The following is a 22,923-nucleotide window of genomic DNA, read 5'->3' on the forward strand; positions in this document are numbered from 1 at the left end:
GTCAAGCTATGTGGGAGGGCCCGGTGAGCTTACCGGGGTTGGGCTGCTGGGCTGGCTTAGCGGGAGGTATTTCTTCAGCCTGTTAAGTCTTGCACCACTCGATCATTCCATTTCGGATCCAGAAATGGCATCGGCACATTTTCTGCTGATGAACCGAGGGGGAGACCGTTGGACGCCCCCAGAAATCGTGCTCGACCTCCCAACGTGGACGACGTTCAGGATTCAGCGACAGCGATATCTGCACACCGCACCCGCCTGGGCAACTAAAGCATGCCCATTTCTTGGCGCCGCCGTCCACCACTAGCCACAGTTCTCCGGCAGGAATTTCAATCTTGCCTGGATGTCGATCCACTCTTTTCACGAGAAATCTGAAGTCCAGCAGGCCGAGGCGGCGCAGCATCAATGCAAAAAGGCGCTTCATACCGTCACCCGATCACGCCAAGAAAGGGGTTCACGTCACCACGGCCCCAGGTGGCCTCGGTTCCACAAACAGGGCAGGTCGGAACTGGCCGGCACGTCGTGGTGCGATCCTCCACGCGGTCGAATCGGCGAATGCGGTTGTGCGCCATGCCGCCTGGGCCGCGAAAACCTGTCAAACCCTGGATCAATTCATCAACTGCAGCGCAAGCAATGCTGGTGGTGAATGTGACCACTGCTGGTGCTGGATCGCCACCGCCTGCCACATACGCCTCAGCCTTACGGCGCTCAAACTCCACAGGATCATTGCGCTGCAAACCTTCGGCTGCAGCACGCTGGGCGTTGACGACGCCAAGACACATCAGGCAAGGGTTGCCTGGTCGGATGGTCGTGATTCGGCCCGTCATGTCGTAGTCCACGCCGCTTTTGGCCGACCGCATACGCAACCCCACGTCGATCAGCGGAATCCCGTAGTAGTGGGAAAGCCGGTTCAGCGTGAGACGCCCCTGGTTGTCATCGGTACAGCCGAAAAGCACGTCGCAAGACCGCAGAACGTCACGCAGCGATGGATCGCCCACCCACGCCCGCCGGGTGACTACGTGGTTGCCCAAGCCGCACGCCTCGATTTCGCGTGCGAGGATGTCCACTTTGGCCAGCCTGGCAGGTACGTCTGCAGCGCGTGAACCGTGAACACGATTGAGGTTGGTCGTGTCGATCGTGTCGTTGTCCATCAACGCCAGGTGACCGACCCCCAGCCGAGTCAGCAGCGAAGCCACGGCACTGCCCGTACCGCCGCAACCGATCACGCCGACGCGCAGCGCCCGCACGATCGGATTGAATCCTTTGCCGAACAGTGCTGCTTGCCGAGCCAAAAACGCCGTGTCTTCGTGCCCAGCATCCTCACGCCAGATCTTGATCTGGCTTCCGACAATGGAGATCGATGAGGCTTGCGTGGATGCCTTGGCCGATGTCCACAGGCGCCCCACGATGGCGTCGTCCTGGCCGAAGACCATGCTGGCAAGCCCCTGTGTGCCCTTGTTGAAGGTGGTGCGCGCTAGCTCAGCTTCGTTGCGGTCGTCCTGGTCGGAGAAGAACGCCTTGGCCCCAGGATGTGTGTGAACCAGCCCAGGAACGAGGTTGCGGTGCTGCGCCAAGCCCAGCAGCCGCATGAATCCCTGCGTCGACCACGTCACATGCGTCGAGGAGGACGAAACCATTTCGTCTGACGTGGGCACCACCTCGTGCGAGATCAGGCGGATGCGTGGCTGCTTGGACCACGGGTCTGTTGCGATCTCGGCCTTGCCGAACAGCACATAGGCGGCTGCCTCAGTGCCGTTTTCCCGGTGAAGCAGCGTGCGCAGCGCCGCTTCATGGGATTCAAGCAAGATGATGTCCAGCGCTGCGGCCGACATCACTTGGCCTCCGCTAGTGCGTGCTCGATGCGCTTGATCATCGTGTGCAGGCCATCGACACCCGGCCGCCAGCTGGTGTTGTGGCGAGACCAGCGTTGCCAGTTGCGGCCCATGAAGGCGTGCGGCTGATCCGCACATGTCGGGTAGCGATCAGCAGACACCAGCGTCAACCAGGGGTCGCAGAAGAACATATCCGGTGCCACGTCGGGATAGCCGGGCGGGAGGATCACCAACACGTCGGCCGCAGGGTGGTTGAACTTGCCTTGCGGCAGTTGCATCTGCTTCAGCACAACACCCGTGTGCGTGCCGTCACCGACCACTTCCACGGCGAAGCCGTGGCTGTCCAGATAGCGCTGATCGGCCTCCGGCAGCGCCGCGAGTCCTTCCGTCGTGTCACGGATCAGCGTGATGAAGCGCTCGATGCCCGGCTTGCTGAGGTCGAGCAAGTCGGCGTCGCGGATGAGAACATCCTGGCCGCCGCCGCGGACTTCGAGGTAGACGTCATAGGTGTCGGTAGGGACGCCAGCCAACGCCTTCAAGATCTTGCCGCTGATCGAGGGCTTACCCCATTCCATTTGGCGATCGTCGATCGTGAACTTGAATGCGCGGTCCGTCTGGAAGATGACGAAACGCTCCGCGCCGCGCTCACGCAAGTCGTAAGTCTCGTCGAGACGCAGATCTTCAAATTCGCCGGATGGCAGGATCGCGTAGATGCTGTAGTCAGCCACCGGGCGAACTCCAGCAGCCTGCAGGATCTGGCGGCCGGTGGGGACCGGATCACTCAGATCCAGGTTGCGCTCGTTGAGCTGTTCATCGGCCACCACGATACGGTAGAGGTGTGCCAGACGAAGGCCACGGCCTTCGCGGATGGCGGCACCGATGTCTTCGAGCGGGATGCGGCTGTCATCGCCAGGATTTTGCGTTTGCATTTGATTGACTTTCTGTCGGCCATCTGCGGGATTGCAGTTTTCTTGGCCTCCACTAAGTCAATCGCGGCCAAAATCCGGACCGGAAAGCTGAATCAAACTTTTTTTATGGTGATCGCGCCAGCCGGGAGGTCGCCGCAGATAAAGAAGCTGGGGCACCTCGGGCAAGTGCGCGCCTCTTCCTTTACAGGGAAGTCGCCAGCGCGGACACGCTTGACGAAATCCTGGACCTTCTCGCTGCGCGTCTTGAGTTTGCGCTCTGTGATCTCCATCGGTTGCGTTGTCTCGCTAGTCAGGTAGGTCACCTCGACCTGGGCCGATCCGCCATACTCCTGCGTGGTCGCGAGGTGGAGCAAGGTGTACTCGATGTCATCGAAGGCATTGGATCTGGGCTTCCCGGTCTTGACGCGCCGAACGACGATTTGCCCGTTGTCGCCTCGGGCGACACTGTCCGGTCGGACAAGTATTTCGCCTTCCGCCCAGCCGAGCGAGATGGGAGTCGCGGGAGCCGGTACGCCGGGACTGCGGGTCTCAACTACAACATCCACAAGCCGCCGAGCGATGCTGCGGTAGTCTTCCGCATAGCCATGATCGACCGGTCCCTTTGATTGCCATGCCTGGTCGAAGCGTACGCCGAGTTCGGCTTCGGTCGGCATCGTCATTGCATGCACGGTCTTGAGCCAATCGAACACGTCCGAAACAACGTTGTGCATCTTCATGAAGGCCGTCTCCGTGCGGCGGCCTCCAAGTTTCATGACGTGGGTATAGAGAAACCGGCGTGGACATCGTTCGAACAGGTTGACTTGACTGTCGGTCCAGGCCGGCTTCTGCTCCCAAACAATCTGCAGGGCTGACGATGCTCGCAGTCCTGCATGGCGCTGAGCCGGAACCGGCGGTTGGATCAGGTGATGCAGGATGGAGGGCATGAACTTGGAAGGGTTGCGCGTTCTGCCATCCGACTGAACTGACGACGCGTAGAGGAACAACCGATCGCGCGCACGGGAGAGGGCGACGAAGAACAGGCATTCTTCCTCTTCATCGTGCCCGGCCTTCACCGCTTCCAGTCCGGTCATTTCGTCGGAGCCATGAATGAGCCCGTCGGGTGGCACGCAGCGCGGTGCCATGTTGTTGCGCGGCAAGCCCGAGGTCACCATGCCAGGAATATGCACTGTGTGGAACTCGAGCCCCTTGCTGGCATGGATCGTCATCAGGCGGACGGCATCGATGCCGTCGGCAACACCTGGCAAATGGCGCAGCCCACGATCTTCCGAAAGTAGGACGAGTCGGCGAATACGATCAAGGAGACGCACGCAAGGTGAACCGGTGTCGGAGGGTTGCTGACGGCAGAAGTTGAGGAACTGCCACAGTGCCAAGCCCTTCATCCTGCTTCGTGCATCGCCTGCCAGATACAGCGACTTGGCGAGGCCGAGCCGGTCTATCACCCATGTGGTCAAGATGCTCCAAGGGTTGCCCATCGGACTCACCCCATCGAAAAGCATGGCGGCCCGGGCTAGTGCCGTCTTGCTGGCTTCCGCAAGTTCCGGTGGCCAATTTTTATTCAGGCGCCACTCGAGAGGCGCCACTTTGCTTTCGCGCAGGCATTCGATGATCTGCACCACATCTTGCAGCGGCAGTTCGTAAGTCGACATCGTGGACACGCGCACCAGTCCAACGGCATAGGGGTCGCTCAGCATCGAGAGCATGGCGAGGAGATCCTTGATCTCCGGTCGCTCAAACAGACTCCCAAGGTGAAGCACAGGAATGCCTCTGGCTTCGAGGCCCTCGGCAATTTCGCTCAGGCGGGCATTGGATGCGCAAAGAAGCGCTTGATGACGGAATGCAGTGCCGGCTTCCTGTTGATGCTTGATCGTGGCCGCCACCGCTGAGATTTCGTCATCCGTTGAGCGCACAACCTTGAATTCTGGCCTGGCGCCCGAAGCACCGCGGCTTGCATTCAGATGCAATGGCATGGAGCCAGTCGATGCTTTCATCGTGCCGGAGAAGGCAGTAAAGGCATCGATGACCTCTTGTCGAGAACGATAGTTGACGCCGAGTTGGGCGATTTGCGCTCCGGGAAAATCCAAGCTGAATTGAGCCATGTTGGTGGCCGATGCGCCGCGGAACCGGTAGATGGATTGCCGCGCGTCTCCGACCACCCAAAGGTTTCGACCTTCACCAACAATGGCTTTGAGAAGGCGCACAGACGAGCGGTTTACGTCCTGGTATTCGTCCACCAGCACATGGTTGTGCCGCGCGCGCAAAGCACTTCTCACCTCAGCATCGTTTTCTACCAGTCGCACAGGTTGGGCAACCAGATCTCCGAAATCGATCAGTTGCCTCGCCGTCATCAGGCGCTCGTAAGTCTCGTAGACCAAGGCAACTTCCATGCACTTCTCGGCGTTCTTCATCGCCTCGGCATCCGTACCGCAAGTCTGTTCCATGGCCACGGCCAATGCCCGGTAGCCGGCGGCATCGACCACTTCGTCCTTGGCGCGTGAAATCGCACTGAGCATGTCACTGAGATCAAGCGCCGGATCCCACAAGTTCCGGAAGTGGCGCAGCGATAGCCGTGGCAGCTCGTCCTCCAGCAGTTCGATGCCTTCGGATCGATCAATGAGACGGGGGTTGGCGGGAAGTCCGAGCTTGTCGTGAAAACGGCGCACGATATCCAAGCCGAATGCGTGAAACGTACCGATCCACATCGCTGCGGCAGCCCGCGGATTCCGGGCGGCGAGCCGCTCGCATAACTCGTTCGCCGCCTTGTTGGAGAACGTGAGAACAAGGATGGAGATCGGATCCACGCCCTCAGCCAGAAGACTCTCGATGCGCTGCACCAGTGTGCGGGTCTTGCCCGTTCCCGGGCCTGCTTGTAACTGAAATGCCGTGTTGCGATGGTTGGCCGCCTCCATCTGGGTAGGGTCAGGTGTGGGTACGGCAGCTGCTGCGGTAGGCTCCACGACGGCAGGTAGCTCGTTCGGCAAGAGCAGCGAATCCAGCAGTTGCTGCTGGACCACTTGCAAGGGTGCTCCGAGGCGTGTGGCGATATCGGCGGAGGAGCAACCGCAGTCGATGTAGTGGTGCCGCACCATTGAACGCGGTAGCAGGAGCTCGCGCGCAAACAGATCCATCCGGACCTCTCTGCGTTCCCTGGCGCCGTAGTCGAGCACGCGTTCCACGCCGACCGGTGCATCTTCGGCCGAACGGCCGGGTTCGACTTCACCTGTCACCACGTACTGAGCATCACCCTCCAAGACGAAATGTCCCAGTTCGTGCGCTATCAAAAAAGCGCGGTCGAATGCCGAACCGATGTCTTCATACAGGATGCACTCGGCTTCACGGTCGAGCACTGCACGACCGCCTTTCAGTGCCGAGTCACCAGTCGCTAAAGCATACACATCGAGATCTCGCCGAGCCGCTTCGCGGCTGACGAGTTCGAGCAGGTTCCATGGATCAACACCGTCCGCGACCGCAGCTTGGTGGATGCGTTCTGCCTCGCGCCGTGCGGCCTCGGTTGCATCCATGATCAGTCTCCCAATGCCTGCAGAGCTTCCTTTTGGGCAGGTGTCAGCTGGGACGTCTCGACCGCTTGATCGAACGGTATCTGGGCGGCAACTTCGGGCTTCACGTTGGATCGAAACCTCAGGCTGGACGCCATGGTGGGCGGGCTATGCAGATAAGCCGAAACAGCATCAGCGGTCGCGCCAAGTTCGGCAGCGAGTTGCCGAATGAAGCGTCGGGGAAAGGTGGCAGCATCGATTGCTCGTTCACGCACGCGAATCAAGAACAAATTGCTGACGTCCAATCTCTTGGCTATTGACTTGAACGCTGTGGGTTGCAACTGCGCAAAGGGGTTGGCGATAGCAGCAGTGCCTTGTACCGACCCCATTGCTGCCTGGAATTGCCGCCAAGCCCGATCAGCAACCTGATCTGACGAAACCTGAACCTCGTCGTCGGAATGGGAAGCATCCATCATCATTTCAATGGAGCAATCCACGAGGGCTAGCGCATGTTCCGGGTACTGGTTCAAGTAGTGCTCCAGGGTGGCGCGGTCATGCCGGGGCTCGACTGAAAACGCAAGGAGAACCTCTTCTTCGTCGGGTCTGGAGTTTTCGGTGTTCATAATTCGGCTTCCTTTTCAAGGATGGCCTTGAGCGCTTTGCAGGCCCGGGTCTTCCTGTTGCGAACCGTTCGTTCGTCACATTTCAGCATGCTTGCAATTGTCACGATTGGGATTCCCTGCAGAAAGAGACCAACGACCTGATACTGATCCTGGGGTAGATGGTCAATCGCAGCGAATAACACCAACCGGAAAGCAGGATCGTCAATTTTTTGTGGATCGCCGCTCAGAAACTCTTCGAGTGCCGCTTCGACTTCTGCGGAAATCTCAGGACCTTCATCATCTTGGCTACCTAACGGAACCGTCTTGATCTTGCGAGTGGCGGGGCCAATCTTGCGCAGTACAGTAGTTCGAAGCGCAACCATTGCCTTGTCAAAGCGGATCTCGTAGAAGTCGAGCAAACCGGGGTGTGTGTTGCAGTCCTTGGTGAGCAGGACGACGAAACGGCTGCGAATCTCATCGCGAATGTCTGCTGCACCGTCCATGCGCGCATCAGGAATCGCTGAGTACAACGATTGATCAAGCCGCTTCAACAGGATACGAAAGGTTTTCTCGAACTGTCCCTGATCTCCATCGACCCAGGCCCGCCGCAGAAAGTGAAGCACGGCTTCTGTGGGCACATACTGCGGGTGCTTTCTTGACGCCCCGTCGAACCGCGAAAGCCGAGTCCCTGCGTCGAGCGCGTCAAGCTTCTCGATGCAAGCCTCGATCTCCGGTGGCCGCTCGTAGGGCTTGCCGCCTTTGTCCTTGCGTTTAAGTGCTGCCGGCATTCCTTGACTCCCGTATTCTTCTTTGGTGGATCAGGGTGACTGTGTTCGTTTTAACGAATGCGAATCGGCAACGACACTTGCGGCTGGATCGGCACCAGCGTCTTCGCATAGGCGCGCAGAATTTCGTTGTAGAGGTCGGCATGCTTGGGGGCCTCGACTGTGATGATCAGTGCGTAGCGGATCTTCTCGGCACCGTTGGCCTTATGGCCAGCTTCGCGCGCGTTGTAGTGGATGTCGAAGACCGGGTTCTTGAGGGTGCCGCCGCGCATGTTCTTCGCGCTGTGCAGCACCGTTTCCCATTTGCCCATGTCAGAGCGCCGCTCTTCCTCGGTGGCGTATTTCTTCATGTCGAAGAAGCTTTTGGTGTCGGCGTTGGCCTTGCCGTCCTTGATCTTTTCGTCGCTGGGACGGAAAACGACTTCCAGGCCTGCGCGCGTGTACGCGGCGGCGTCCTGCGGATCGGTCGGCGAGGCATAGCAGAAGGTCGCCTTGAGGCGGATACTGCCTTTCAGGCCGCCGATGGGCAATGGCAGTGAGGCGCGCAGGTATTTGCCCGGCTTCAGCTCTCCCTGGTAGACCACGCGCGCGACGCCTTCAGGGCAGGTGATGATGCTCATCAGGTCTTCGGGCACCTTGCCCCAGCCGACTTCGAGCTTGTCGTGCGTCGCAGCGTCTGCGGCGTGGACCAGCAGCGCCTTGATCGCCAGCGGCGACAACTCGGCTCCCAGGATGGCGCGAATGCCGACCGCGCTGCGCAACAGATACGGAGAAGCAAAGCTAGTGCCCAGCTGCGGCGAGAGCGCAGCCTTCTTTCCCGGTGAGAGCACATGGAAGTAGTTCCCGGCATTGCCACCGAACGCCATCAAGTCAGGTTTGATGACCCCCGGGCTGCGACCAGGGCCGATTGCACTGTATGGAGCGCGCGCCCAGGTGGCTTCAGTGTCATTGGCTGCCCCGACGGCCAACGCGTTGACGCAGTCCGAAGGCACCTGCACGCGGGCGTTGCCGGAAGCCCGGTCCATTTGGCCGTTGTTGCCAATGGCCACGGTCATCAAGGTGTCGCCATCGCTCAGCAGGTCGTCGATGACCGACGTCCAGGCGTGTACGTCGGTGTCTTCGATCGGCAGGTCAGGACCGAGGCTGAGATTGATGAACTGATACTGCCGCGAGAGCAGGACCTGCTCGACGAACCCCAGGGTGCGGTACAGCTCCAGCGGGTCTTCGGTATCCGCGTCCTTGTCGAGCACGCGCAAGTGATCAACGTAGGCGAACGGGCGGCTGGCGGCGCCGTTCGGCTGGATGGGACCGAACAGGAAAGCGGAGCTGACGGCCAAGCCATGCTCCAGACCCGCCGGATCGTCCTGCGCGTTTTCGTCCAGGACACGGTAGGAGCGCAACCACGGCCCGATGGCATGTTGTTTGGGCAGACCGCCGTCGAGGATGGCGACCTTGGGCTCTGAAGACAGCGGCTGTTCGGTCGGCAGGCTACATCCAACCGTCACCTCGCCCGTTCGGTGAACGGGCCGCATGCCTCGCAGCTTGGGCACCGGACGGATGACGCGCACGAAGACGAATTCGGCAAGCCGCTCAATGTGGTCGTGCTTGCCTTCGACGGGCACGAACCACAGGTTGCCCGCTGTGAAGCCAAGGTCGCTGTGAACCTTGACGCTCACCTCCTTGGCGTACTTCACGAAGGCCTGCTGGACGAACAGGCGGCTCTCATCTGGCAGCAGGTGAATACCGACCTCAAAGAAGCGATCCTTGGGGCTGCCATAGTCGGCGATGCGCTCGCGAGGCGTGAAGGCGGAAAACTGCTCGATGTGCGCCAGGTCCAACGCTTCGTCTGACTCGGGCTCGATCTGCCGAGTCCATTCATTGAGATGGCGAAATGCCTGGCGTTTGCCGGCGACAAACAGTTCTGTCGTCGTGCACTCCTGTGGCTCGCCCCTCTTGGTCCAGCCGCCAGGTGTCACCTTCACGGTTCGGCTACCGACCGATTCCAGGCCGACGGTGCGAAGCATCGCCGTTGGGAAGAACGACCGGGCGATGTAGCTGGGGTTCATCGTCAGTCGGGCGACCCCGAAGTCGCCAGGACAAGCGTGCGGGGGCAAGGCGTCCAGGGACGTTGCGGTCGCCACGAATTGCGGTGTCAGTCGCTGTGCGGCCTGTGCGAAGGAGTACACCTCCGCTTTGCCTGGCATGCGCTTCGGCCCTTTGATGTCATGCGTCAGCAGCTCGCCGCGCCCGATCAAAAAATTGGTTTGGCTCATGCTTCAGGCTTTCCTTTCGAGGTCTTCTTCGCTGCTACCGGTTGCTCGCTGGTGTACTTGCGGATCGTGTCGCGGCTGACGCCTGTGATGTCGGAGATGGTGTGTTGCGACAGGCGGGTTTGCTTTGCCAGAAGGACGGCCAGATCGATGCGGCCTTGGCGTTCCAGAACCAATGCGCGCGATTTGACGAACTCTTCGATCAGATCGGCGTCCGAAGCCGTGCCCAATGCAACAGCGCGCCGGAAACGCTGGAGATCCCGCTCGATGTCGCTGAACGACTCGCCGTTGAAAGCGAAGGTCAGGATGTCGATCCAGCGGCCGAATAACGCATAGTCCGGCCCGAGAAAGCGCTTGATCGCCTGTTTGACGGCAGGCATTTCCGGCGCCTTGAAGTTGATCACCAAGTCGAAGCGACGCCACAGCGCCGGGTCGATCAGTTCCGCGTGATTCGTAGCCGCTAGCAATAAGCCGGTAGCAGGCCATTCATCGACTTCCTGCAGAATGACCGTGACCAGGCGCTTCAATTCGCCAATGTCGGTGTCGTCGCTGCGGCGTTTGGCGATGGCGTCGATTTCATCGAGCAGCAGCACGCAGGGGCTGCGCTTGGCGAAGTCGAGTGCGGCGCGCAGGTTGCTCCCGCTTCGCCCGAGCAGGCTGCTCATGACGGCGGTCAAGTCGAGTACATACAGCGGCACACCCAGTTGAGACGCCAGCCAACGCGCGGTCAGCGTCTTGCCGACGCCGGGCGGGCCGACGAAGATGGCCGAACGCGTGGGGTTCAGGCCCATCGATGCCAAGCGCTTTGTTTGCCGGCGTTCCTGAATCAACTGGCTCAAGGTTTCTTCCAGGTCCAGAGACAGCAGCGGTTGCTCACGATTAGGGTCGTCCTTGAAGACCTTCAGCAGCGACAACCTTGATTCTTCATCGACCGGAAGTGGTTGTGCCGGAGAAGCGGGCGGCGCGACCTTGCGCATTGGAGTGCTTGCGCGGGGCGCCTTCGCGCGGAGGTACAAGTCCATCTGTTCAGCTAGTTCCGGATCCGTGTTGCGATACTTGCGCACGAGTCGGGCCACAAACAGCCGCACATCCTCCGTCTGCTCTGCAAGTGCAAGACGGATCAGCTGGGCTAAATCTGACTGAGCATCATTCATTTCGTCCAAGATTTGCGTAATACATTGATTTGAAAAGAGTTTTTTAAATTTAAAAACGGACTAGATGAATTTTCGCACGTTTTCGTGCTTCCTGGTGTTGCTGGCTAAAGACATGTTCTGGACGCCTGTGTATGCCTGTGGGTCGGAATGGCCATTGCGGAGACACTGGAGCGGGTGGGCCTCTACCCACACGCACATGCCACCGACACCACCAGTGCGTGAGGGTTATCAGGGCGGGGAGCTCAAGGCATGCGTCACTTGGACGCCTGAGGCGATGACCAAGCGACGAAGCGCTATCGATAGGTCACTAGAACATTTATGTTCAATGCAGCGCGGGCCACTACCCAACCCCGCGTTCTTTCAACCCATAATCTTTAGAGTGTCACAACATTGAGCTCGTCACCAAGCACCTCCCTGGCCAGAGGCACCAGGTGATCATGGTGGGTCAGGAAGATCACCTGCATCTTCCTCGACAGCTCACCCAGAACTTGCAGCCCGCCTGCGGTGCGCCGGTCATCGAAGTTGATGAACAGGTCATCCGCTATCAGCGGCATGTTGAGACCTTGTTCGATCTGCAGCTCCAGGGCCGCGAGGCGCAGCGCCAGATACAGCTGGTCCCGGGATCCTTCGCTCATCCCCGACACCTCAACCTGGGCGCCGTTGGGGCGGATCCCGAAGAGCCTTGGCTTCTCGTCAGCGGAGTCAACGAGCAGGCGCTCGAACGAGCCCAAGGTCAGGGTGTTGAATGTTGCGGAGGCTTTGGCCAGCATCGGGCCTTGCCTCGTCTCGCGGAATTTCTCCATCGACCATTTCAGCAGGCGGGCTGCTGTGTGCAGCTTGAGGTAACGCTCGGCCGCATCCGCCATGGAAGCCACCGCTTCCTGGCGGCGTGCATCGGCCCTCGCTGCGGCGTCTGTGCCGTCCAGAGCCTCGAAGGCCTTGCGCTGGGTTCCGTGCTGGTTGCTCAGTTGAGCGATCTCGTCCACCAGTTGCGCGGACTGTGCGCCCAGTCGCTCAATCTCTCCCATCAGCTCGTCGGGAGCGACGCCTTGCGCCTCCTGGCGGAGTGCGTCCAGGCCCAGCCCGTCCCCGCCATGCACCAGGTCGGACTGGGCAGCACTGACTTTGGCTTCAAAGGCTCGGCGCTGTTCGGACTGCTCCGCTGCCGCGGCGAGCGTGTTGATATCGTCCACACCTGCCGTGGCCATCAATGGCGCCAAGCGCGCGTTTTGAGTCGCTTGGCGCTGCTGGACCTCGGCGAGCTCCGCCTCGACCTGGGCTTGTTTGGCCCGCAGTTCGCGTTGCGTCTTCTCGGACTGCTTGGTGGTCGTGAGACGGGCGAAGAGTTCCTGGGCGATCACGTCGGCATCCTGCTCGACCAAGTCCAGGGCGACACGCTGAGCACGGGCATCTGCGGACGCTTTCAGGTCGGAGAGATCCATCTGCATGGGTTCAATGCGCTCACTGCGAATACTCCGGATCAGGGTCAGCAACCGTTCAACCTCCTGGACTGCTTCGAACTCCGCTTCGATCTGGACAGCGGTCGCCGCACTTTCGTAGCCTGCGGCTTTCACGGCCGCCTGCCAGGCGGTCTCCCACTCGCTCCACGCTGACTGCGCTTGCTGCACCAAGTTTTGCAGTCTGGGAACGCTGTTCTGGGCGTCGGCCACCTGCTGCTCCAGCGCGCTGCGCTGGCCTTGCGCCTGGTCGACAGCAGCCAGCAGCTTGCGTGCTCGCTGCAGGCCGTCGTGAAGAATGGGCCTCTCGGCCTCTTCCGCGGCACCGCCCAGCATCGACCAGAGGGCAGTTGCGACTTCTACACCGGCGGTCACCAGATCCTTGTGCTGCTGGTCGAGTTGGCCCAACTCGGCACTGATTTCCAGAATTGTCCTGCGTTGGCGCAGCCACACCGGCGCCATCTCTAGCGGCAGCTGTGGCAGTCCACTCGCCTCCGCCAAGGTTTGCCATTGGCGCACTCGGGTCTCATTCCGGTCATTCGCACCCTGCAGTCGTACCTGCAGTCCTTGCAACTCCAGACGCACATGCTCGATGCGTTCGGCCCTGGACCGGTGGGTCGCTTCATGTTGGACGCGATCAAGCCTGGTGTCAGCGAGCCCATCGGCCTTGCCCACCCATTGCTCATAGGCATTGGCCTTGGCGATCAGCTCGCTTGGCGCGGCCTTGATCGCTCTCCATTCCTGGTCTCGTGACTGGCGGGCCTCGTCGACCTGTTCTCGGGTCACCGGTTGGAAGTCCTGGACGAACTGCTGCAGCTCCAACTCCAGGCGTTGCAACTCCTCTGCCTTAGTCGCTACCGCGTCTTGCAACGCCTGGGCCTCTGCGACTCCAGTGCGGCCCTCATCCAGCAGGCCCTGCACAACTGTGTCGTCGGGCACGAGCATGCCTGCGAGAGCGTCCGGCTCGGCTCGCCACTTGCCAAGGCCGACCAGGGCAGCCGCAAGGGATGTCCTCTGTGCATCCGCCTTATGAACTAGCTGGGAGACTGCTCCGGTATGGTCGCCAAGCTTCAGCGCCTTCTCGACAGTGCCTGCCAGCCCTGGATGTACCTCGCGCGCAACCAGGCGCTCCAGCGCTTGCTGCGCCTGCTCCATCTGCTGCTCGCGATCGGTCAGCGCGGATTGGGCGCTGCGCAGTTGCTGGTTCAGTGCGCCCCGCTCTTTGAGCAGGCTCACCAGGCGGCTGCGCGTGGTCATGGCCGGCAGGCGTTTGCGTACGGCGTCTTCGGTGTCGGTTGTCCAACCCAGACCGCCGGCGAGTTCTTTCACCCGAGTCCAGTGCATCTGGATCTCTTCGGTGCGCTTGACGATGTCCGCCCTGTGGCTGCGGTACTGCAGCCTGCGTTCGTTGAGGTCGGTGATATCCGCAGCCAAAGACAGCAGAGCCTGGTCGACGTGGATGCCATCCAGTTGTGTGCGAAGCGCAGAGCTTTCCTGTTCGAGGCGCTGGCTTTCTACCTGAGCCAGCGCCATTGCCTGGGCCGCATCCCGAATGGTGGAGGATGCGTTCTCGGGCAGTAGCGGAACGTCGTCAGTGAGGCCCAGTGCTTCCCTTTGGGCCTGCGCAGCATCCAGCGCTTGCAGCATGGGCCGCACGCGGCGAATGCGTTCCAGTTGGTTCAGCTGCTGACGGGTATCCCGGTCGCGTTGGCGTGCGTCTGCGAGCGCCTGCTCGGTAGCGAGCAAGGCGTCGTGCTGGGATTTCCAATCCTTGGTCTTGAGCACCGCCTGCTTGAACTGGGTGCCGGCCGCCTCGTAGGCTTCGTGTGCCTGGTGGTAGACCCGATGGCCGGCCTTCCGGGTTCCCCAGAGGCTGTCTGCTTCGGCCTCCAGCTTCTGCAGAACATCTGCAAGGCCTTCAATGCCTGCGGCGGACTGAAACAGCAGCCGTCCGACATCATCCGACGCCGACAGGATGCCGGCGCCGCCCTCGACGAGTGTGGAGTGGTCCAGCGCATACATGCGCGTAAAGGCCTGGAGCTGCATTCCGCCCAGCCAGGGCTGCAGCACAGCGTCCTGCAGCACCGCGTCTTCGGGCGAGCGCACAGTGTTCTTGGTGGCCTTGGTGCGGTCAAAGGCAAGCTGCTGGTCCTCTGCTGTGCCCGAGGCCATGCGCTCCAGCACGCCCCCGATCCGCAGCTCGGACATCGGGTGCAGAAATCCCAAGGATGTCCTGACCGGAATGCCAAACAGCCAGTCCCCGATGGCCGAGCGGACGGTGGACTTGCCGGCCTCGTTAGGCCCCACGATGAGGTGGATGTCCCTCGCCTGCCGAAGCAACGACAGGTGGCGGTCGGTGAATTTTCCGTACCGGATCAGCTTGAGTTCGCGTATGCGCATGAGTGTCGAGCTGGGTAGGGGGGTCAGGCAGCGGCGCTGGCGCCGGCGACGCGGGCCATGAGTACTGGGGTTGCCTGGCGGACCCGGTCTGCAATGAGCGATGGATCTGCCTGGCGAAGCTCTGCGAGTTCAAGAGATGCCAGCAGCACGTCATGCGGGAGCTTCTCCAGCATGGCCTGCCAGTCGGCTTGGAGCGACCGCAGGAACTCTGGGTCGGCGTGGGCAGAGGCGGCCAGTTCCTGCAATGCGTTGAGCGCGTCCTGGGCTTCGCCCTCCAGGCCGGCGGCCTGTGTCGCCTGCGCCGTAGTGTCGACGCGCACCTTCTCGATCCAGATGCGGTCCGGATCCAGCGCCACGGCCTGGGCGATCATCTCTTGCCGCAGCTGTCCCTCGTCGCTGGCCAGGGCTGCGTGGGCACCGGATTGGCCTGTGAAGCTCACGCGTACTGCCAAAGGCAGACCAGCAGGCGAGTTGGTGAGCAGATCCTCGATGGCCTGGCCCGCCAGCCGGACGGCGCTGCGCAGGTCTTCGCAAGCACTGACATCGACGGCCAAGGCATGCCAGCGCAGCACGTCGACTTCGACCCGTTCGACCTCGGTGATCTCGCCTCCTTCGGCGCTGACCAGCAGTGCTCCGCGCGGGCCAGTCTCGCGGATGTGGCGGCCTTGCAGATTGCCCGGGTAAGCAATGGTGGTGTCACCGCGCTCGATCCAGTGCTCATGCACATGGCCCAGGGCCCAGTACTGGTAGCCCTTGGCCTGGAGCTCGGCCACCGAACATGGAGCGTACTTGGCGTGCTCGTTGTTGCCTTCGAGAGCGGTATGCAGCACGCCGATGTTGAGCCAGCCGGCCATGGGCATGGGGTAGCCAGGGAGCAGGTTTTCCGTGGTGGCTGCGATCTTGAAGCTGCGGCCATGCAAGGCGACCCTGAGCGGCTCGATGCGGAAGGTCTCGGTCTTGCGCGAGGCGAATGTGTGGACGTTGTCCGGGAGCTCCAGGCCCTTGGTCATCTCGCTGTCCGCGTCGTGGTTGCCGTAGAGCAGGTACACGGGGATCCCGGCCTGGCGCAGGCGGCCCATCTGGCGCACGAAGAAGAGCCCGGTGTTGAAGTCCTTCCAGTCGCCATCGTAGACATCGCCGGCGATGACCATGAAGTCCACCTTCTCTTCGATGGCTACCGTGACCAGGCGCTCGAAGGCATCGCGGGTTGCGGTGCGCAGGCGCTCGGCGGGGGCATCGGGGTAGGAGGAGAGACCTCGCAGGGGGCTGTCCAGGTGCAGGTCTGCGGTGTGGATGAATTTCACGAGAGCGTCTCCTGTTGATTGCCCATGGCCTGACCTCGCGGCAACGTCACTTGCGGGGGATGATCTGGATGGTTCCAACGCCAGACTCGGTCGGTGGGGCGATCCAGTGGACCCAGACACCGCGCATCCACGCGCCCAGGTAGATCACGCTCACGAGGAAGATGCCCCACTGGTCGGCCTTCCACGCGGCGTAAAACCAGGCGGGCTGGCCGAGCATGCCAAAGATGCAGGCCCAGCGCCGGAGCTTCTCGCTGCGGGCCTGGGACAGCCAGGCTGCGAGTGCGCCGAACAGGGCGATTGCGATCTGGTCGAGTTCCATGCAGTGATTGTGCATGACTGGATGAAATTACAGCACTGTGATTCTGCGCGCCGTGAGCGAGATTTGCAGGATCTGTGGATGTTTCCGTATGCAATAGAAATGTTGAACTCGATCAGAAGCACATCCGGCGTGCCAAAACAATGTTGCAATTTCTTGCAAATGTCGCAATAGTTCCACACAGGTCCCGCGGGCCGCTACAAGAAAACTATTGAGAGAGATACATACATGCAGCAGTCCAGAAGCAGGATGCGTTTACGCGCGGGGGTTGTCTTTTGGACAGCGCTGATAACGGCATCCAGCGCAACGGCGTTTCAGGTTTTGCCCAAGGTCAGCGATGTGGATCGCAAGATTTCGACCTTCGGCCGAAATCCGGTGCTGGACTATCTGGGGCAGTGGTTTGTCGGCTCCACTATTCCCATAATGAAGTCACCAGTGCACGAGTCCATCACGCTCGCTGCGATCGGGTGCAATGCTAGCCTAGGCTTCGAGAGCGATTGCGTCACCATCGAAGCCGTCAAGGAGCACCGGGTCCTTCTCTACGGCGTGCGGTGGCCTGATGACCCGCCGTTTCAGCTCAATAGCAAGTCGCCTCCGCGTATTAAAGGCTGCGATGTCAGCGTGACCCTGCGCTCCACCTCACAACCTCTGTGCTGGTGGGGCATGTTCTCGGATGCGGGCGCGCAGGCGAAGAAGAAGTCCCACGTCAAAGCACCCGCCTTCGGCCCTGGCGACTACATGCTGTACCGCTCACACTACGGCGATCTCCAGTTCATGCATTCCATGGGCGCGTACGACGGCGAGACGGCAGGTGAAACTGTGGACCGCATGAAGATGTGGGCGGAGTTTCTGTGGGGCGTAGCCGCTGGAACTACGCCAACGGGCACCTTCATCCGAGATCTGGGGAACAGCCAGTTGGCAGCCTACTTCCCCGGCGACATCACTGCGACGAACCTATTTGCTACGGGGATTGTGGAAGTGCGCAAGGACCTGGACAAGGTAGCCATCGGAGCCCTGCTGCACATGGTGCAGGACAGCTTTTCCAACGCGCATGCCGAGCGTGGAGTGGACACCGGTGCTATGTGCGGCACGCCCGGATTTGCCAAGCCAGGTCAGATCCAAAAATTTCGCAGTTATACGAAGCAGTCCAGCACAACGCATGACGAGGCTGACACCCCGAAGGCCCTGGGGCTTCACACCATGCAGATCAGCCCGAGTGCTGTGGATGCGAGCCGGTCGTTCCTCTCGATGTGGAAAGAAAAGAAGAGCTGGGCTGAAGCCAGTGTGTTCTTTGACTGCGTGTTTGAGTGTTAGCGCCAGTGCAATCGTGATCAGCAGTGCCAGTCGAACATTGACCAGGGGCTGGAGCTGGTTCCATTAGAAGCCAGCTGTGGATAACTATAGGTTGGATGCTTCGGTAGGTCCTCCTTTTTTTGAACTGGTAGTTGGTATTCCCGAGCCGTCAGGTGAGGGCCCCTCCTGCGAGTCCTCGCTCAACTGGGCCGCTGCTGCCTTCCTGGTTTGCTCACGGGTCTTGATGCGCCCCTTGGCCTCGTGCGTGCTGTGGCGGAAGCGGTAGGAGTCGTTGCCGGTCTCGATGATGTGGCAGTGATGGGTCAGGCGGTCCAGCAGCGCGGTGGTCATCTTGGCATCGCCGAACACCGTGGACCACTCCGCGAACGTCAGGTTGGTGGTGATCATCACGCTGGTGTGCTCGTAAAGCTTGGACAGAAGGTGGAACAACAAGGCACCACCGGCCTGGCTGAAGGGCAGGTAACCTAACTCGTCGAGCACGACCAGGTCCATGCGCGCCAGACTCATGGCGATGCGTCCGGCACGGCCCTGGCTCTTCTCATGCTCCAGGGCATTGACCAGATCGACCGTGGAGTAGAACCGCACTCGCTTGGCGTGCCGAGTGAGCCCGGCAATTCCCAGCGCCGTGGCCAAGTGGGTCTTGCCAGTGCCAGGGCCGCCGACCAGCACCACGTTCTGCGCATCCTGCGTGAACGAGAGGTCCGCCAGCTTCTGGATCAACGCGCGGTCGACCTGCGCGACCGTAAAGTCGAACCCAGCCAGGTCGCGGTGCATGGGGAAGCGTGCCGACTTCATCTGGTGGGCGATGGAGCGCATCGCCCGATCAGCATCTTCAGCCTGCAGCAGATGCTCCACCAGCCAGCGTGATGCAGCCAAGGTCGTATCGCCGCCTTGCTCCGTCAGATCGGCCCAGGCAGTGGCCATGCCGTTGAGCCGCAGCGCCTTCAGTTGGGCCTGTACATCGATGGAGGTCTCACGCATGGCCCACCTCCTGCCCGTCCAGATGATCCTGGTGGGTGGGGCGCAGCCGGTCATAGCGCGCGGTGTCGGCCTTGGGCGCCTGGGTGAGTCGCAGGGATGTCTGCGCCTGATCCGGCGTGGCCGGGTTGTTCAAGCGGGCCAACACGTTGCGCACATGCTCTACGCTGATGCTGCCGCTGGGCGCTCTGCCTTCGAGCACCAGCTCCACGGCCACCAGTACCGACTCCAGGCCGGCTTGCGGCACGACGGCCAGCACCTGTGCCATGACCCGATCTCCTCCAGGGTGCCTGAGCAGCGACTGGCGCAAACGCAGCAACGGCGCCGGCAGGTCCAGGAACGGCGTGCCGTTGCGCAATGCGCCCGGCTTGCGCTGCACCAACTCGATGTAGTGCTGCCAGTCGTAGCTGGTCTGGCCGCTGCCCGGCAGCCGGGCGTGACTCGCGACGACGGCGTCCGCGGCCGCCACATCGATTCGTTCGGGATAGACGCGGGTGCTGACGATGTGGCCGGCCCACTCGCACGGCACGGAGTAACGGTTGCGCGCGGCGGCCACCAGGCAGGTGCTGCTGACCCGGGCCAGCCGCTCGACGTAGCCGTTGAAGGGGGCCGGCATGGACATGAGGTGAGGCTTCTCCAACTCCCACATCTCGGCCACGGTGAACTGTCGGTGGATCGGATGCGTGGTGTCGCTCCACACCGAACGACACCGCTCGCTCAGCCAGGCATTGAGTTCGATGAACGAGCCGAAGCGACGGGTCGCGGCTTCGATCCAGATGCGCCTGCGGCTGTCCTGCACGTTCTTTTCCACCACCCCCTTCTCCCAGCCGGAGGCGACGTTGCAGAAGTCGGGGTCGAACAGGTAGTGACTGCACATGGCTGCGAAGCGCGCGTTGACCGTGCGCTGCTTGCCGCGTTGCACCTTGTCCACGGCAGTGCGCATGTTGTCGTAGATGCCGCGCCGGGTGACGCCGCCCAGGGCCTGGAACGAGCGAGTGTGGGCATCGAACAGCATCTCGTGGCCCTGGCTGGGATAGGCCACCAGCCAGAAGGCCCGGCTGGCGCACAGCTTCAGGTGCGCCACTTGCACGTTGTAGAACACGCCGCCGACGACCATGGCTTCGACGCTCCAGTCGAACTGGAAGGCCTCACCCAGCTCGAAGCTCATCGGAACGAACGCCTTGGCCGGACTGGCTGCCGACTCTACCCGCCAGCGACGGATGTAGTCGGTGACGGCGCTGTACCCGCCGCGGTATCCCTGGGCCTGTATCTGAGCAAACAAGGCTCGGCCGCTGCGCCGTCCCTGCTTGGGACGATGGCTGTCGGTCGTGAGCGCCTGGTGCAGGGCCGGCTCGAACGCCGTGAGCTTGCCATCGAGCTTCACCCGCTCGTACTTCGGCACAACATCGCTCGGCGCCTTGAGCCACTTCTTGACCGTGTTGCGCGACAGGCCCGTGCGCTTTGCGATCTCGCTGAGAGAGAGTTTGTCGCGCAGCCTCATGCGCCTGACCTTGCCAATCATGTCCATGGTGATCACCTTGAATCCCTGCTGAAATTCTCAGCAGGTCAGTGGAACACCCTGGTCAATATTGGATCGGCACTTTGCGGTTTAGCTGGTCAAGATTGGATCGGCACCAACACTACGAGCGAATGGAGAACTACCCGGAGAACGAAGGCCGGTTCGGCGACTTTCAGAAGGCCGTCTACCAACTGGGCAACTGCTCCATCGGCTTGAAGTCCACCTCAAAGGCAACACCCTATGGCGCCATTCTGGGCACTGACCAGCTGAAGGATCTCCGCGGCATGGCACAGCTGCAAGCCGCCGGTGTGTCGGTGGTGCCCGTAGACTCCACCGGCGCCGAAATCAAGACATCCACCCTCTACCGTCTGGCTAAGGTCACAAAGGGCCAGGAGTTCGAGCTGAACGACAAGTTCGGCCCAAACCGGCAATGCAAGGGTCTGCCGGGCGCACCCGGTAGCTCCGATCCCGTTATGAAAGGCCTGTTCTCTGCCGAGGCTGGCCGCAGTGAGGCCCCCGCCCTGTCCCCCAGTGCTTCGGGTGGCTCTACATTTCATGCGAACCTTGTGCTGCGTTCCCCAGAGGCCATGCTGTACTACCTCGGCGAGGTCGCGCGCGCACAGATCGACGGCCGCAGCAAAAAGGACAGCACCGAAACAGAGATCCCCGTGAAAGGACAGTTCCCCGTGGGCGCGTTCACCGGCCCAGTCGCAGACACCAAGTCCGTCAAGGAATACGTCTTCTTCCGCATCGACAAGAATGCGCATGCGCCAGCGGCGGTCAAGGTCGATTACTTAGGCAACAGCTACGGGATTCCGCTCGCACCGGCCGCGAGCGACTCGGACCGCAGCATGCAGGCCCTTTCGCTGCTCACGCAGGTGCTGATGCTGCAAAACAAAGGCACCGAGTCCCCTTCCACCTCGAATGTGCGGCTGGTCGACTAAGAACTTATCCGTAACTCCTACCAGTCAACTAGACGCAAGAATAGTTATGTCTAGTTGATCAGACCCACCGAAGATTCGACGGGGACCAGTGGGCTGTTGCCTGAGTTCTGGAAATGGCAACTTGTGTGGGCGGCCATAAAAGGTCATAGAGCAACGCAACGGTGTCTTCAAGACTAGCAGCTTCGATGCGGTTTTTGTTCAGAAACGCCTGCCACTGGCGCAGCTTCGCAGCGTCCTCGCCGAATGTCTTCGTCAGAGCAACTGGGGGCACGGTAGGCAGCGCAGTCTTGCGCCGGGCAAATGTGGCAGCGATTGCCGAGGCTTGCGTAGCGCCGTCCAGTTCTGTGCGTTGACCAATCACCGCGAGATCGAAAAAGTCCTTCATACGGCTGTTGGCCTGCCCCAGCATCACCATCGCATGGTATTTCTCAGCGATCACGGTGTAGACCGGATAGACCCGAAGCAGCGGGGCGGGGAAGTCCTTGAGCAGGGTTGGATACGCCACTGTTTGCGGCTCGGGTGTCACAGCATCGCCAAAGCCCACGTCGATCTGCAATGCGCAGCGCGCCGACCCGATTCGGGCTACCAGAGTGATGCGCGTGCCTCCATAGGTGTTGTCTTCTCGGATTGCCGCCGCCTTCACTGACTGTGGATCAAACTGGATGCCATCCGCGAGGTCCATGGCGGCCAGCTCTCGGAATGTGGCGATAAGGTTGACCTCATCGTCTGGGCCAAAGCCGAGCATGTCGACGTCCCGGGTTGGCCTGTGCGGAGTGTCGTACCACAGAGAAAACAGCAGCGCCCCTTTCAGCAAAAATCGGGCAGCATGTGGGGACCCGCTTAGGCGAGCGAGAAGCCGTTCCATAGCGAAGCGATTGAGCAGCAGGTTGTAGTCGTCGCCGCGTTGTTTCGCAAGCTGCAATAGCCTGGCCAGAATGGATGCAGAGATGTTCGAACTCATTGGGTCACCGCCTCCAGATAGGGCTGCATGACATGCTCGACGCGGTTGATCTTGGCGAAGTGGCTCAGTTCAGGCATCGTGACTTTGCGGCTTATCCATGCATCCTTGAGTGCTTCGATAGCCACGTCCAGGCCAATCTTGTTGCGGAACTTGAAGCAGTCGGCGACTGTTTTGGCAGCGCTGTACACACGGATGATGGCGCCGCGTTCTGTGAGCACCTCGGTACCTTCGCTGTACGCTGTTCCACGCAGGCGCGAGACGCGAAGAGGGGGATAACTCAGCTTCGGTGAGTGGCTGCCTTCAGGCATAGCGATCCAGATCTCGTGGGGAAGCTGCGAGCCGATTTCATGGAAATGCAGCGCACTGACCAGGCAGACAACGGCTTTCGGCACACGCCGGCAGACTTCGATGAGGGTCTGGTGTTCGGAGAGTTCAGCGTCGGGCAGTCCGTACAGCCCTCGGCTAACGCGTTGCAGCTTTCCGGCCTCGTGCAGACGGATCAACAGTTGTGGCGACCACCCTTGGTTGCGAACGTCCTCCGCGCGAAGCACTCGAAGCTGTCGAGCTAGTTCCAGGATGTGGGCAGACTGTGTCATAGCCTCATAAGTTTATTATATGCATTACTTTTTATCAAGTCATGCAAATTTCAATCAGGCCAGCCTTAGGT

17 protein-coding genes are annotated in these 22,923 nt (G+C 61.0%); 2 read left to right on the forward strand and 15 right to left on the reverse strand.

Translation table 11 applies throughout. The features are described 5' to 3' along the window. Positions 1 to 82 precede the first annotated feature (82 nt). The 11 genes from ACSQ3Y_RS33010 to ACSQ3Y_RS33060 all read right to left on the reverse strand — a co-directional run bounded on the left by ACSQ3Y_RS33010 (position 83) and on the right by ACSQ3Y_RS33060 (position 16,543). Positions 83 to 421: a DUF6527 family protein gene (locus ACSQ3Y_RS33010; RefSeq protein ID WP_436180293.1), complete on the reverse strand. Its 339-nt coding sequence runs from the start codon at positions 419 to 421 to the stop codon at positions 83 to 85. 4 nt (positions 422 to 425) lie between these two features. Continuing rightward, positions 426 to 1,829, reverse strand: coding sequence for a ThiF family adenylyltransferase (locus ACSQ3Y_RS33015; protein WP_436180294.1), 1,404 nt, complete (start codon positions 1,827 to 1,829; stop codon positions 426 to 428). Beyond that, a complete protein-coding gene (locus ACSQ3Y_RS33020; RefSeq protein ID WP_436180295.1) occupies positions 1,829 to 2,758 on the reverse strand; it encodes a multiubiquitin domain-containing protein in 930 nt (309 codons plus the stop codon). The genes ACSQ3Y_RS33015 and ACSQ3Y_RS33020 overlap by 1 nt, the downstream gene beginning before the upstream one ends. Before the next feature lie 92 nt (positions 2,759 to 2,850). Continuing rightward, a complete protein-coding gene (locus ACSQ3Y_RS33025) occupies positions 2,851 to 6,276 on the reverse strand; it encodes a UvrD-helicase domain-containing protein (protein ID WP_436180296.1) in 3,426 nt (1,141 codons plus the stop codon). Positions 6,277 to 6,278: 2 nt separating this feature from the next. Then, the gene (locus tag ACSQ3Y_RS33030; protein ID WP_436180297.1) at positions 6,279 to 6,875 is read right to left on the reverse strand and encodes a hypothetical protein; all 597 of its coding nucleotides are present in this window, start codon (positions 6,873 to 6,875) and stop codon (positions 6,279 to 6,281) included. After that, on the reverse strand, positions 6,872 to 7,642 hold the full coding sequence (locus ACSQ3Y_RS33035; RefSeq protein ID WP_436180298.1) for an RNA polymerase sigma factor: 771 nt from the start codon (positions 7,640 to 7,642) through the stop codon (positions 6,872 to 6,874). Before ACSQ3Y_RS33035 ends, ACSQ3Y_RS33030 begins: the two co-directional genes overlap by 4 nt. A gap of 50 nt (positions 7,643 to 7,692) precedes the next feature. Continuing rightward, a complete protein-coding gene (locus tag ACSQ3Y_RS33040; protein ID WP_436180299.1) occupies positions 7,693 to 9,912 on the reverse strand; it encodes a S8 family peptidase in 2,220 nt (739 codons plus the stop codon). Continuing rightward, positions 9,909 to 11,063 carry an AAA family ATPase gene (locus tag ACSQ3Y_RS33045; RefSeq protein WP_436180300.1) on the reverse strand — a complete coding sequence of 385 codons (1,155 nt, stop codon included), beginning with the start codon at positions 11,061 to 11,063 and terminating at the stop codon, positions 9,909 to 9,911. Before ACSQ3Y_RS33045 ends, ACSQ3Y_RS33040 begins: the two co-directional genes overlap by 4 nt. Before the next feature lie 374 nt (positions 11,064 to 11,437). Further along, a complete protein-coding gene (locus ACSQ3Y_RS33050; protein WP_436180301.1) occupies positions 11,438 to 14,920 on the reverse strand; it encodes an AAA family ATPase in 3,483 nt (1,160 codons plus the stop codon). 23 nt (positions 14,921 to 14,943) lie between these two features. Further along, positions 14,944 to 16,224 (reverse strand): metallophosphoesterase, encoded by a 1,281-nt coding sequence (locus tag ACSQ3Y_RS33055; RefSeq protein WP_436180302.1) that lies wholly within the window; start codon positions 16,222 to 16,224, stop codon positions 14,944 to 14,946. Positions 16,225 to 16,270: 46 nt separating this feature from the next. Next, positions 16,271 to 16,543: a hypothetical protein gene (locus ACSQ3Y_RS33060; RefSeq protein WP_436180303.1), complete on the reverse strand. Its 273-nt coding sequence runs from the start codon at positions 16,541 to 16,543 to the stop codon at positions 16,271 to 16,273. 225 nt (positions 16,544 to 16,768) lie between these two features. Here ACSQ3Y_RS33060 and ACSQ3Y_RS33065 point away from each other — a divergent pair, with 225 nt between their 5' ends. Further along, the gene (locus ACSQ3Y_RS33065; RefSeq protein ID WP_436180304.1) at positions 16,769 to 17,854 is read left to right on the forward strand and encodes a hypothetical protein; all 1,086 of its coding nucleotides are present in this window, start codon (positions 16,769 to 16,771) and stop codon (positions 17,852 to 17,854) included. 84 nt (positions 17,855 to 17,938) lie between these two features. Here ACSQ3Y_RS33065 and istB read toward each other — a convergent pair whose 3' ends face one another. Then, complete coding sequence (gene istB, locus ACSQ3Y_RS33070; RefSeq protein WP_436180305.1) at positions 17,939 to 18,835, reverse strand: IS21-like element helper ATPase IstB; 897 nt, start codon at positions 18,833 to 18,835, stop codon at positions 17,939 to 17,941. Then, positions 18,828 to 20,360 (reverse strand): IS21 family transposase, encoded by a 1,533-nt coding sequence (istA, locus tag ACSQ3Y_RS33075; RefSeq protein ID WP_436180306.1) that lies wholly within the window; start codon positions 20,358 to 20,360, stop codon positions 18,828 to 18,830. The genes istB and istA overlap by 8 nt, the downstream gene beginning before the upstream one ends. Positions 20,361 to 20,482: 122 nt before the next feature. Here istA and ACSQ3Y_RS33080 point away from each other — a divergent pair, with 122 nt between their 5' ends. After that, the gene (locus ACSQ3Y_RS33080; protein WP_436180307.1) at positions 20,483 to 21,295 is read left to right on the forward strand and encodes a hypothetical protein; all 813 of its coding nucleotides are present in this window, start codon (positions 20,483 to 20,485) and stop codon (positions 21,293 to 21,295) included. Positions 21,296 to 21,353: 58 nt separating this feature from the next. Here the strand turns inward: ACSQ3Y_RS33080 and ACSQ3Y_RS33085 are convergent, their stop codons facing one another. Continuing rightward, positions 21,354 to 22,256: a nucleotidyl transferase AbiEii/AbiGii toxin family protein gene (locus ACSQ3Y_RS33085; RefSeq protein WP_436180308.1), complete on the reverse strand. Its 903-nt coding sequence runs from the start codon at positions 22,254 to 22,256 to the stop codon at positions 21,354 to 21,356. Then, positions 22,253 to 22,852: a type IV toxin-antitoxin system AbiEi family antitoxin domain-containing protein gene (locus ACSQ3Y_RS33090; RefSeq protein ID WP_436180309.1), complete on the reverse strand. Its 600-nt coding sequence runs from the start codon at positions 22,850 to 22,852 to the stop codon at positions 22,253 to 22,255. The genes ACSQ3Y_RS33085 and ACSQ3Y_RS33090 overlap by 4 nt, the downstream gene beginning before the upstream one ends. Between the last annotated feature and the right edge of the window lie 71 nt (positions 22,853 to 22,923).

The organism is Acidovorax sp. LjRoot66 (assembly GCF_964253305.1).
GTDB lineage: Bacteria > Pseudomonadota > Gammaproteobacteria > Burkholderiales > Burkholderiaceae_C > Acidovorax.

Coding starts and splice junctions, on each gene's coding strand:
- ACSQ3Y_RS33080 (WP_436180307.1), top strand. CDS start 20,483: ATGGAGAACTACCCGGAGAACGAAGGCCGGTTCGGCGACTTTCAGAAG.
- ACSQ3Y_RS33010 (WP_436180293.1), bottom strand. CDS start 421: ATGAAGCGCCTTTTTGCATTGATGCTGCGCCGCCTCGGCCTGCTGGAC.
- ACSQ3Y_RS33065 (WP_436180304.1), top strand. CDS start 16,769: ATGCAGCAGTCCAGAAGCAGGATGCGTTTACGCGCGGGGGTTGTCTTT.
- ACSQ3Y_RS33035 (WP_436180298.1), bottom strand. CDS start 7,642: ATGCCGGCAGCACTTAAACGCAAGGACAAAGGCGGCAAGCCCTACGAG.
- ACSQ3Y_RS33090 (WP_436180309.1), bottom strand. CDS start 22,852: ATGACACAGTCTGCCCACATCCTGGAACTAGCTCGACAGCTTCGAGTG.
- ACSQ3Y_RS33045 (WP_436180300.1), bottom strand. CDS start 11,063: ATGAATGATGCTCAGTCAGATTTAGCCCAGCTGATCCGTCTTGCACTT.
- ACSQ3Y_RS33015 (WP_436180294.1), bottom strand. CDS start 1,829: ATGTCGGCCGCAGCGCTGGACATCATCTTGCTTGAATCCCATGAAGCG.
- ACSQ3Y_RS33030 (WP_436180297.1), bottom strand. CDS start 6,875: ATGAACACCGAAAACTCCAGACCCGACGAAGAAGAGGTTCTCCTTGCG.
- ACSQ3Y_RS33020 (WP_436180295.1), bottom strand. CDS start 2,758: ATGCAAACGCAAAATCCTGGCGATGACAGCCGCATCCCGCTCGAAGAC.
- istB (WP_436180305.1), bottom strand. CDS start 18,835: ATGCGTGAGACCTCCATCGATGTACAGGCCCAACTGAAGGCGCTGCGG.
- ACSQ3Y_RS33040 (WP_436180299.1), bottom strand. CDS start 9,912: ATGAGCCAAACCAATTTTTTGATCGGGCGCGGCGAGCTGCTGACGCAT.
- ACSQ3Y_RS33025 (WP_436180296.1), bottom strand. CDS start 6,276: ATGGATGCAACCGAGGCCGCACGGCGCGAGGCAGAACGCATCCACCAA.
- ACSQ3Y_RS33060 (WP_436180303.1), bottom strand. CDS start 16,543: ATGGAACTCGACCAGATCGCAATCGCCCTGTTCGGCGCACTCGCAGCC.
- istA (WP_436180306.1), bottom strand. CDS start 20,360: ATGGACATGATTGGCAAGGTCAGGCGCATGAGGCTGCGCGACAAACTC.
- ACSQ3Y_RS33050 (WP_436180301.1), bottom strand. CDS start 14,920: ATGCGCATACGCGAACTCAAGCTGATCCGGTACGGAAAATTCACCGAC.
- ACSQ3Y_RS33085 (WP_436180308.1), bottom strand. CDS start 22,256: ATGAGTTCGAACATCTCTGCATCCATTCTGGCCAGGCTATTGCAGCTT.